This window comes from Streptomyces sp. NPDC054863 (genome assembly GCF_053610825.1).
Genome location: NZ_JBSGZD010000282.1, coordinates 1 through 10,332 on the forward strand (window position 1 = coordinate 1; position 10,332 = coordinate 10,332).

9 protein-coding genes and 2 pseudogenes are annotated in these 10,332 nt (G+C 71.0%); 6 read left to right on the forward strand and 5 right to left on the reverse strand.

Features of this window, described 5'->3' with window-relative positions:
- Positions 1–1,073 (reverse strand): substrate-binding domain-containing protein (locus ACWGIG_RS32025; protein WP_453325192.1); only part of this gene is annotated, 1,073 nt, incomplete at its 3' end.
- Between the two features lie 220 nt (positions 1,074–1,293).
- Here ACWGIG_RS32025 and ACWGIG_RS32030 point away from each other — a divergent pair.
- Entirely contained in the window at positions 1,294–2,094 is an 801-nt protein-coding gene (locus ACWGIG_RS32030; RefSeq protein WP_453325193.1) for a CPBP family intramembrane glutamic endopeptidase, read from the forward strand.
- Between the two features lie 36 nt (positions 2,095–2,130).
- On the opposite strand, the gene ACWGIG_RS32035 is transcribed toward ACWGIG_RS32030, so the two are convergent.
- Positions 2,131–3,069 (reverse strand): PhzF family phenazine biosynthesis protein, encoded by a 939-nt coding sequence (locus ACWGIG_RS32035; protein WP_453325194.1) that lies wholly within the window; start codon positions 3,067–3,069, stop codon positions 2,131–2,133.
- Between the two features lie 341 nt (positions 3,070–3,410).
- Here ACWGIG_RS32035 and ACWGIG_RS32040 point away from each other — a divergent pair, with 341 nt between their 5' ends.
- Both ACWGIG_RS32040 and ACWGIG_RS32045 read left to right on the forward strand, forming a co-directional pair.
- Positions 3,411–3,650 (forward strand): hypothetical protein, encoded by a 240-nt coding sequence (locus ACWGIG_RS32040; RefSeq protein WP_453325195.1) that lies wholly within the window; start codon positions 3,411–3,413, stop codon positions 3,648–3,650.
- An 847-nt stretch (positions 3,651–4,497) separates the two neighbouring features.
- Positions 4,498–5,973 carry a SulP family inorganic anion transporter gene (locus ACWGIG_RS32045; protein WP_453325196.1) on the forward strand — a complete coding sequence of 492 codons (1,476 nt, stop codon included), beginning with the start codon at positions 4,498–4,500 and terminating at the stop codon, positions 5,971–5,973.
- A gap of 81 nt (positions 5,974–6,054) precedes the next feature.
- On the opposite strand, the gene ACWGIG_RS32050 is transcribed toward ACWGIG_RS32045, so the two are convergent.
- Positions 6,055–6,486 carry a type II toxin-antitoxin system Rv0910 family toxin gene (locus ACWGIG_RS32050; RefSeq protein WP_453325197.1) on the reverse strand — a complete coding sequence of 144 codons (432 nt, stop codon included), beginning with the start codon at positions 6,484–6,486 and terminating at the stop codon, positions 6,055–6,057.
- A 312-nt stretch (positions 6,487–6,798) separates the two neighbouring features.
- On the opposite strand from ACWGIG_RS32050, the gene ACWGIG_RS32055 reads away from it, so the two are divergent.
- From ACWGIG_RS32055 to ACWGIG_RS32065, 3 genes and pseudogenes are all read left to right on the forward strand, one after another.
- Entirely contained in the window at positions 6,799–7,260 is a 462-nt protein-coding gene (locus ACWGIG_RS32055) for a Clp protease N-terminal domain-containing protein (protein WP_453325199.1), read from the forward strand.
- A 111-nt stretch (positions 7,261–7,371) separates the two neighbouring features.
- Positions 7,372–8,421, forward strand: coding sequence for an EamA family transporter (locus ACWGIG_RS32060; protein WP_453325198.1), 1,050 nt, complete (start codon positions 7,372–7,374; stop codon positions 8,419–8,421).
- 203 nt (positions 8,422–8,624) lie between these two features.
- Positions 8,625–9,599: pseudogene (locus ACWGIG_RS32065) on the forward strand (DMT family transporter).
- A gap of 13 nt (positions 9,600–9,612) precedes the next feature.
- Here ACWGIG_RS32065 and ACWGIG_RS32070 read toward each other — a convergent pair.
- Positions 9,613–10,263, reverse strand: coding sequence for an FMN-binding negative transcriptional regulator (locus ACWGIG_RS32070; RefSeq protein ID WP_453325200.1), 651 nt, complete (start codon positions 10,261–10,263; stop codon positions 9,613–9,615).
- Positions 10,249–10,332 (reverse strand): annotated as a pseudogene (locus ACWGIG_RS32075) (HIT domain-containing protein); the annotation flags it as partial. The pseudogene ACWGIG_RS32075 and the gene ACWGIG_RS32070, both read right to left, overlap by 15 nt.

Below are 10,332 nucleotides of genomic sequence, written 5' to 3' on the forward strand. Positions count from 1 at the left end.
GCAGTCCGTACGTACGGCTGCGGAGCGCTCCCGCCCGCGGTGCGCACGACCTTCTCGTCCGCGGGCCTGCCCGGGACGCGGAAGCCGTGCCCGGCCAGGACGCGGCGGCCCTCGCTCTGGCCCAGGAACGCCTGGAAGCGCATCGCGGCCCGGCTCTGGTCGGTGGTCATCCCCGGTTCGTCGAGGAGCGTGTACGGATAGTCGAGCAGCGCGGTGCCGTCCTTCGGGTAGAACAGCTGGAGTTTCGGCGTGCGTCCCGCGGCGTTGTGCGCGAACGCGGCCTGTTCGGAGAGGAAGAGGGCCTGGTTGCGCCGTGGATCGGCGCGTTCCGAGGGGGAGTCGTCGCGCGCGAGGGTGTTCAGCAGTCGGCCCTCGCTGTCCGACATGCGTTTCGACAGCATCTTGGCGACGGCAGCGGACTTGGTCCCCTCCGGGTCCGAGGCGCTCGCGGACTGGCCGACGCTGGTGAGGGCGATCAGGCCGGTGGCGTTGCGGGCGGGGTCCGCCGTGCCCAGGCGAGGGGCGTTGCCCGACGTGGTGGCGGCCGTCAGTTCGGCCCAGGTGTACGTCTTGGCGGGCCAGCCGAGGGTCTTGCCCGCGGCCGGGACCGTGGCCACGCCCAGGGGTGAGGAGGCCACGTTGCCGGCCGCGGTGAGCGGTGCGGTCCCCGAACTCCGCACGCGCTGGGGCCACATGTCGGCGTCGGGTATCCACACCTGGTAGCCCTCGGTCCCCCTGCCGGTGGCGAACGCGTCGGCGGCCCCGGCGGAGTCGCGGGCGGTGACCCGGACGTCGAGACAGTTGCCGTCGGACTTGGCCCGGGTACGGCGCACCTCGTCGGCGGCGGCGCGAAGGGCGGGGGCGATGTCGGGAGATGCCACGACGCCCAGGCGCACCGTACCGTCGCCACAAGAATCGGAGCCGAGCATTCCGCTGCGTACGGCATATGTGGTGCCCGCCGCCACGGCCAGGACCAGAGAGGTGGCGATGAGGACGGTACGGGTACGCACGCGTGGCCGGGCGGACCTGCTGCCGTCCGGTCCGTGCTCGTCGGGCAAGCTGTGACGTCCCATGCGGTGGTGCCCCTCCTTGAGCCTTGCGGCAGTGAGCCGTGGAGTCGTTCGGCAAGGAATGGAGGGGGGTACGGCCGGTGGATCGGCGCTCGACCCCCCGGCCTGTCGCGCGCGGTCTTCGTACCTGCATTCGAGACCCTAGTGGTGCGGGGATCAGGATGAGGCGGGAATGCGCGGGATGACACAAGTGGAGGTAGGAGTGCAAGGGGATACGGGGCAGATGGCCGATTTGCCACCCGAGAAGCCGGCTCCGGGACGTGAACAGCCGCTGACGAGGCGAGTGTTGGGGACCGAGCTGCTGCTCGTGCTGGCCCTGTCGTTGGGGGCCAGTGGGCTGTCCGCGCTGATCAGGTTTGTCGGGGCGGTGACGAAACCAGGTGGGCTGAAGGACCAGGCGGCGAATCTCAACAGTTCCGCTGCTCCGGGACGTCCGTGGCTGGATCTCGTCTGGCAACTGTTCAGCATCTCGACTGCGCTGGTGCCGGTGGCGCTTGTCGCGCACCTGCTGCTGCGGGAGGGCAGCGGGCTGCGTGCGCTCGGCTTCGACCGGCTGCGGCCGTGGTCGGACCTGGGGCGCGGGACGCTGGTCGCGGCCGGGATCGGGAGCGCGGGGCTGGCCTTCTACCTGGTGGCGAACGCGACGGGGTTCAACCTGACGGTGGTGCCGGAGTCGCTGCCCGAGGTGTGGTGGAAGTACCCCGTGCTGATCCTGTCGGCGATCCAGAACTCGGTGCTGGAGGAGGTGGTCGTCGTCGGGTATCTGCTGCGCAGGCTGGGGCAGTTGGGGTGGACGCCGATGGCTGCGCTGGTCGCGAGTTCGGTACTGCGGGGGTCGTACCACCTGTACCAGGGGGTGGGCGGCTTCATCGGGAACATGGTGATGGGCGTGGTGTTCGTACTGCTCTACCGGAAGTGGGGGCGGGTGGGGCCGCTGGTGGCGGCCCACGCGCTGCTCGACATCGGGGCCTTCGTGGGGTACGCGGTGCTGGCGGGGAAGGTGGACTGGCTGCCCACGCTCTAGAGGGGCGGGGCGATGGAGGGCCCGGGCTCTTGGGGGCTAGGGAGAGCTGAGGAGTTCGCCGTCGAGGACGGTGACGGCGTGGCCGGTGAGGTGGGTGCGACCGCCGTGCAGGGTGGTACGGACGAGGCCGGTGCGGGGGCCGCCCTGGAGGCCGGTCAGTTCGGTGCGTCCCAGGCGGGCGGACCAGAACGGGGCGAGGGTGGTGCGGGCGCTGCCGGTCACCGGGTCCTCGTCGATGCCCAGGGCCGGGAAGAAGCAGCGGGAGGCGAAGTCGTAGCCCCGGGAGGGGGATTCGGCGGGTGCTGTCGCGATGACGCCGCGCCGGGAGAGGGCGGCCAGGGCCTTCATGTCGGGGGCGAGGGCGCGGACTTCCCTCTCGCTTCGGCACTCGACGAGGTAGTCGCCGACCTGGTCACCGGTGTAGAGGACGGTCAGGGGCTCGGTGCCGAGGGCTTCGGCGAGGCCCTGGGGTGCCTCGGTGGGGATCAGCGGGGCGGTGGGGAAGTCGAGGGTGAGGGTGCCGTCGGGGTGGGCGGTGGAGGTGAGGGCGCCGCTTCGGGTGGTGAAGTGGACCGTTCCGGTGGCGGTGCCCGTGGTGTGGAGGACGTGGGCCGTGGCCAGGGTGGCGTGGCCGCACATGTCGACCTCGGTGGTGGGGGTGAACCAGCGGAGGGCCCAGTCGGCGGGGCCGGTGGGGTGGCCTGTGGCTGTGGCTGTGGCTGTGGCTGTGGCTGTGGCTGTGGCTGTGGCTGTGTCTGCGTCTGCGCCTGTGTTCCTGTTCCTGCCCCGGTCACCGTCGGTGTCCGTGGGCCGGATGGGGTGGGCGAAGGCTGTTTCGGAGAGGTTGAGCTCGCTGGCTACGTGCTGGAGCCATTCGTCTTTGGGGAAGGACGTGGCGTCCTCCAGTAGGAGGACTGCGGCGGGGTTGCCCTGGAAGGGAGTTGAGGTGAAGGCGTCGACCGTTCGGATGCGCATGGGGGGAGCGTAGGAGCGGGCGGTGGGTGGAGGGTACGGCCAATTCAGGGTGGGTGGACCGGGGCCGGGGACCGGGGGCGGAGAGGGGGGAGCTGTGTCGGGTGGGGGGAGTTGCCTGCTGGCTGCTCGGCCTGCTCGGAGGGTGGAGGTGTGGGTTTCTGGTAGGCGGTGGCATGGGAAGTCGGCGCGTGTGCCGTGGGTGGGGGTGGGGAGGAGCGGCGCCGGCCTGGGGATGGTGGTGGACATTTGTCGGGGTAGGGCTCAATGGGTGGTTGTGGGAGGGGTGTTGGGGTTTGGGGGGTTAGGGTGCTTCGGTTCGTTGTTGGGGCTGAGGAGGCGTTGTGGCCGTATTTATGTTGCAGTTGGCCGAAGGTGTCGATGATGTGGTGGAGGCTCAGGCGGCTGGGCGGACCAAGTCGGGGGAGATCGTGCTGGAGTCCGTCGACGAGCGGGGGAATCCCGTGCGGATCAGGACCTATCGGCCCGACACGGTGACCGCCGTCTTCCGGCGCGGGCCGGGGGACTCCGGGAGTTACGGGTGGATTCCGCAGCCGGCGAGCGGTACCTGGTGGTGCTACTGAGGGAGTTGCTGCTTCATGGGTGCGGGTGCGGGTGCGGGTGCGGGTGCGGGTGCGGGTGCGAGTGCGGGTGCGAGTGCGAGTGCGAGTGCGAGTGCGTGAGCTGCGCTCCGCCGCAGCGCTGTGATTCTTGTGAACGCCGGTGCCAGGTGATGGGGCTGTGCTGGATGCCTGTGCTGTGCCGTGTCGTGCTGGGGACCAGGGCGGACGGTCGGCTGTGCTGGGCGGCTGGACGGGGGCAGGTCGGAGGAGTGGGCCGGGTTGGGCGTATGCCTCGGCTGTCTGAGGGTGTCGGGTGACCGGGGCGGACGTTCCGGCTGTGCCGGATGCCCAGGTAGGGGATGACGTCGGGCTTGGTGGCCAGGGTGTGTGTCGGGCGGGCTTGAGGGGGCGGGCCGGGAGTTCCTTCTGGTGAGGTGGCGTGCTGCTGCCGTCTCTGTGCCGCAGTCAGCGTGCCGGTCGGGGGCGGGGGAGCGCTTGTAGGAATCCGTTGGGTCTGTGCTCGGTGCTCGGTGCTCGGTGCTCGGCCGGCGGTGCTCGGCGGGCGGTGGACGGCGCCGTTCCGGGGGGCAGGGCGGGCGCCGGTGACAGTGGTGTGGGGCTGGGTTCCGGGTCCGTTGCGGGGCAGCGTGGTCGTCACCCTGGGTGGAGCGGTGCGCAGGCGGGCCGGCGCGGCTTTCGTGCGGGTCGACGGGCACCCGGGAGCTCAGGAGGCCGGGCGGGTGCGTGCGGGGGCATGGTGTCCATGGCTCCGTGGTGGTGGCAATTAGAGTGGTGCTCTTTGTTCCGCTCATCACCACGTTCATCACCACGGTATTTCTCGCCACGGTATTTCTACGGAAACGGCCCCATGCCCTCCCTGCACATCCCCCGCTTGTCCCGGCCCGACTGGTTGGCCTCGCCGAAAGTGTTTCGGACCGAGGTGTTGGGCGGGCTGGTGGTCGGGCTCGCGTTGATTCCCGAGGCGATTTCGTTCTCGGTGATCGCGGGGGTCTCACCGAGCGTGGGGCTCTTCTCCGCCGTCACGATGGCCGTGGTGATCTCGTTCGTCGGCGGGCGCAAGGCGATGATCTCGGCGGCTACGGGGGCCGTCGCGCTCGTCGTGGCGCCGCTCAACAAGGAGCACGGGCTCGGGTATCTGGTCGCCGCCGTGATCCTGGGCGGACTGATGCAGGTGGCGCTGGGGGCGCTCGGGGTGGCCCGGCTGATGCGGTTCGTACCGCGCAGCGTCATGGTGGGGTTCGTCAACGCGCTGGCGATCCTCGTGTTCATGGGGCAGTTCCCCGAGCTGACCGGGGTGCCGTGGGCGGTGTATCCGCTGGTCGTGGGCGGCTTGGTGCTGACCGTGCTGGTCCCCCGGATCACCACCGTGGTGCCCGCGCCGCTGGTCTCCATCGTCGTACTGACGCTGATCACGGTCGGGGCGGGCATCGCCGTACCGACGGTGGGGGACCGGGGCGAACTGCCGTCGTCGCTGCCGGTGCCGGGACTGCCGGACGTGCCGTTCACCATGGACACGCTGACCACCATCGCGCCGTACGCCTTCGCGCTCGCGCTCGTCGGGCTGCTGGAGTCGCTGATGACGGCGAAGCTCGTGGACGACATCACGGACACGCACTCCAACAAGACCCGCGAGTCCGTGGGGCAGGGCGTCGCCAACATCGTCACCGGGCTGCTGGGCGGCATGGGCGGCTGCGCCATGATCGGTCAGACGATGATCAATGTGAAGGTGTCCGGGGCCAGGACCCGGCTGTCGACCTTCCTGGCGGGTGCGTTCCTGCTGGTGCTCTGTCTGCTGCTGGGGCCGGTCGTCTCCGAGATCCCGATGGCGGCACTGGTGGCGATCATGGTGCTGGTGTCGGCCGCGACCTTCGACTGGCACTCCGTACTGCCGAAGACGCTGCGGCGGCTGCCGGCCGGCGAGACGCTCGTCATGGTCATCACCGTGGTGTGCGTGGTCGCCACCCACAACCTGGCCGTCGGCGTGGTCGTCGGCTCGATCAGCGCGATGGTGATCTTCGCGAAGCGGGTGGCGCACCTGGCGGATGTGGTGCGGGAGGTGGACGGCGGCAGGGTGGTCTACACCGTCACCGGAGAGCTGTTCTTCGCCTCGTCGAACGACCTCGTCTTCCGGTTCCGCTACAGGGACGACCCGGACGACGTGGTCGTCGATCTGTCCCGGGCACACATCTGGGACGCCTCGTCGGTGGCGGCGCTCGACGCGGTCGAGACGAAGTACGCCCGGTACGGGAAGACCGTCACCATCACCGGGCTCAATGAGGCGAGCGCGGCGATGCACGGGAAACTGGCGGGACGGTTGGGGTGATTGGGAGGGTCAGGGCGGTCAGGGCGGTCAGGGCGGTTAGGGCGGTTGGGGTGGCCGGGGTGGCCAGGGTGAGGGGGATGGTCAGGAAACCAGGTCCGACAGTTTGCGGAGCGACTCGTTCAGGGCCGTCGTCGCCGACTCCCTGAGCCTGCCCGCCATCAGCGACACGGCGGCGCCGGTGAATTCGCCGTCGATACGGGCCAGGGTGGAGCTCGCGTCGGCAGGCGTCAGGGAGTACCGCATCGCCAGGGTCACGCCCATCGGGCCCTTGCCGCGGACGGCGAGCAGCCGGTCCTCCGTCAGTTCCTCGACCGTCCAGTTCACCTCTGCCGGGAAGCCCATCAGCTTCATGTTCTCCTCGTACGTCGCTCCGACCGCGAGGGTGTCGGGTCCGCCGTGCGGGAAGCTGGTGTGGGTCGCGTTCCACTGGTCGTACGACGTGAAGTCCGTCAGCCGGGACCAGAGCTTGTCCGCCGGTGCTTCGATGCGTGCCTCTGCGCTGACCTCGGCCATGTGAGCGTCCCTTCCGCGCGGGTACCTGCTGGGTGTCGCGGAACGTAGCCGTCGGGCCGTGAACATTCAATGCTGATGAACCGTCAGCTTGGTGTGCGTCTCAGGGAAGATTCATGCGATCTCCTTCGCAAGGAGGAGAAGGCGGGCGGCGTCCCCAACTTCTGTGGGATGCGGGAATGCTCCCCCGCGCGGATGACCGGACGGGCCCCGGACTGATGGGGTGAAGGCGTGCACAGTTCCGCCCGACGGATCTCCGGCAACGGGGAGGCCGTCCCTCCCCGCCCCGGCATCGAGGCCGGACTCACCGTCGAAATGGCCACGGTGGTCGCCGGTGCGCGCCGTCGGGCCCAGCGTGACGGTGACCGGCAGATCGACACCGCCCACCTGCTGCACTCCCTGCTGGAGACCGACCCCGGGGTGCGGGAAGCCTTCGAGGGCGGGCCGCAGGTCGCGCGGGTGCTCGGCTATCTCGTGCAGCGCAGCATCGGGTACGGGCTGCGCTGGCAGGCCCGTGTGGAGGGCGCGGCAGGGGTGACACCGGTGGCGGGCTGGTCGCCCGCCGCCGTGGCCGCCATGGAGAAGGCGCTCGCGCGGGCGGCGGAACGCGGGGATCCGCAGGCCGGTGGTACCGGTCTGGCCGGTGGCACCGATCTGCTGGCCGCGCTCGCCGGTGACCCGGACTGCCGGGCGGTGGAGGTGCTGCGCAGCGCGGGGATCGAACCGGAAGTGTTGACGGGGCGCTTGTGGGCAGCCGTCGCTGTTCCGGAAGGGTGAGGAGCCGGCGCGGGAAGAGGGACGGGGAGGTTTTCTGTCGGTATGCCCGGGGTCCGTCTCGACAGGTGTCACGCCGGTGAGGGTCCTGACCGCAGCTGACATGATGTGCCGATGCACGCTCAGGGGAGAAGCGTCGGCCTGGGCCTTGCCCTGGTCTCGGCGCTCGCATTCGGTGGATCAGGTGTCGCGGCCAAGCCGCTGATCGAGGCGGGGCTCGACCCTCTGCACGTGGTGTGGCTGCGGGTGACGGGGGCGGCGCTGGTGATGCTGCCGGTCGCCTGGCGCCACCGTGCGCTGCTGCGCCGCAGGCCCGCGCTGCTCGCGGGCTTCGGACTGCTCGCCGTCGCCGGAGTACAGGCCTTCTACTTCGCCTCGCTGTCCCGGATCCCGGTAGGCGTCGCCCTGCTCGTCGAGTATCTGGCGCCCGCTCTGGTCCTCGGCTGGGTGCGGTTCGTGCAACGCCGGCCGGTGACCAGGGCAGCCGCCGTCGGCGTGGTGCTCGCGGTGGGCGGCCTCGCGTGCGTGGTCGAGGTGTGGGCGGGGCTCAGCTTCGACGCGCTGGGACTGCTGCTGGCGCTGGGCGCCGCCTGCTGTCAGGTGGGCTACTTCGTGCTGTCCGACCAGGGCGGCGACGGGGCGGACGCGGCCGATCCGCTGGGCGTCATCGCGTACGGACTGCTGATCGGCACCGTCGTCCTCACGGTGGTCGCGCAGCCCTGGGACATGAAGTGGGAACTCCTCGGCGGCACTGTCGACATGGGTGGCGGCCAGGTGCAGGCGTGGCTGCTGCTCGGCTGGATCGTCCTGATCGCGACCGTGCTGGCGTACGTCACCGGGGTGGTCTCCGTACGGAAGCTGTCGCCGCAGGTGGCGGGCGTGGTGGCGTGTCTGGAGGCGGTCATCGCGACCGTGGCGGCGTGGGTGCTGCTGCGCGAGCACCTGTCGCTGCCGCAGATCGTGGGCGGCGCCGTGGTGCTGGCCGGCGCGTTCATCGCGCAGTCGTCGACGCCGAAGGCGGCGGGCGAGGGGCCGGTGGCGGGCGGTTCGGGCGATGCGGGGGCTTCAGGCGGCGCGGGCGGTTCCGGCGGCGCGGGGGCTTCAGGCGCGAGCGGAGTCCAGGATGCGGAAGGGTCGTTGTCGGCCGGCCGGGCCACGCCGTAGGGTGACGATCATGCCGATCACACTCGTACTTCCCCCTCCCGCCGCTTCCTAGCGCGCGGGTGCCCACCGGAGCTGCTTGTCGGCGGCCCGGTCGAGGCCTCACCGAGGACGAAGACGGCCCGGGCAGTCCCCGGGCGGTTCGTCGCTGCCCGCGTGCGGAGCCGAGCGACCCATTCCGTCTTCGCTTTCCGTGGGGAAGTCACGTGTCCAGTCCTGTCGTTGTACGTTCCACCGGCCTGCCCGTAGGGCGCGGCCTGCTGTATCTGATCGTCGCCGGAGTCGCCTGGGGGACCGCCGGGGCGGCGGCCTCGCTGGTGTACGGGGTCAGCGACCTCGGACCGCTCGCCCTGTCGTTCTGGCGGTGCGCGGGCGGGCTCCTGCTGCTGCTCGCCGCCCGCGCCTGCATGCGTACGGGCCGTTCCCGTTAGGGTGTGGGGTGCGGATCGCGCGGCAGCCGGGTGGCCCGGGTGCTGTCCACCGGGCTCGCGTTCACCGTTTTCCAGAGCGCGTACTTCGCGGCCGTCGAGTCGACCGGGCTCACGGTCGCGACCGTGATCACGCTCGGGGCGGGGCCGGTGTTCATCGCGCTGGGCGCGCGGGTGCTGCTCGGTGAGCGGCTCGGGATCGGCGGGATCGGCGCCGTCGTCGGGGCGCTGGCCGGGCTCGGGGTGCTGACGCTCGGCGGCGACGGGGCCTCGGTGCGTTCCGGCGGTGTGCTGATGGCGCTGCTGTCGGCCGCCGCGTACGCGGTGATGACGCTGCTGACGCGGTGGCTGGGCCGGGACGGCGGCGGGGGCAACCCGGTCGTGACGAGTGCCTGGTCCTTCGCCGTCGGATCGGTGTGCCTGCTGCCGCTCGCACTGGCGGAGGGACTCCTGCCGCACACCGTCGAACTCACCAGGGTGGTATGGCTGTTGGTGTACGTGGCGGCCGTCCCGACGGCGCTCGCGTACGCGCTCTACTTCGCCGGAGCCGCCGTCGTGCGGTCCGCGACCGTGTCCGTGATCATGCTGCTCGAACCGGTCAGTGCCGCAGTCATCGCCGTCGTACTGCTCGACGAGCGGCTGACGGCGGCCACCGTGGCGGGGACCCTGCTGCTGCTCGCCGCGGTGGTGGGGCTGGCGTACGGGGAGGCGCGGGAGGCCGCCCGGGTGCGCCGGGCGGCCGTCCTCGTCTGATCCACGCCTGGGTTCAGGTGCTGTACGAGGTCCGGCGGCGGGCGTGGTGTGCGGCTGCCGCCGGGTCGTGCGGGCCGCCTCGGGCGGCGAGCCCGGCGGCGGTGCGGTCCATGACCTCGGCCGGTTTGTGGCTCGCGTACTTGAACTTCGCCCGTACGTCGGTGACGTGAAGCCGCAGTCCGCGAATGCCCGACAGCATCCGGCCGAACGGAGCCTCGCCCGGCACGGCGGGTGCGGTGGTGCCCTCGGGCTGGAAGTGGGCCACCTGCCGGTTGAGGAGCTCCGCCTTGGCGGCGGGATCGTCCACCAGGTGTGCGGTGCAGTGCAGTTGGACCGCCGTGTAGAAGCTGGTGGGGGTGCCGTGTTCGGGCGGGGCGCCCTCGGGGGCCTGCCAGGGGCCGGGGACGAAGGCGTAGTCGTCGACGACGCTCAGCAGGACCTGCGGGTTCGCCCGGAGAGCCGCCCAGATCGGGTTCGGGCGGGCGAGGTGGGTGACCACCTCGCCGTACGGGCCGGTCCGCGGATCGTACGAGAAGTGGGCGGGCTGCACGAACGGCGGCTCGCCGCCCACGCCGTTGACCGCGAGCTGCCCGAAGTCGTGCGAGGCGAGCCAGAGCCGCCATTCGGAGTCGTCGGCTGGCGCGTCCCAGGGATGGATCAGCACCTGCGTGGGGGCCTGCGGGTTGATGTCGCGGAAGGCGACGGTGGTGTCCGTCTCCCGGACGATGGTCGC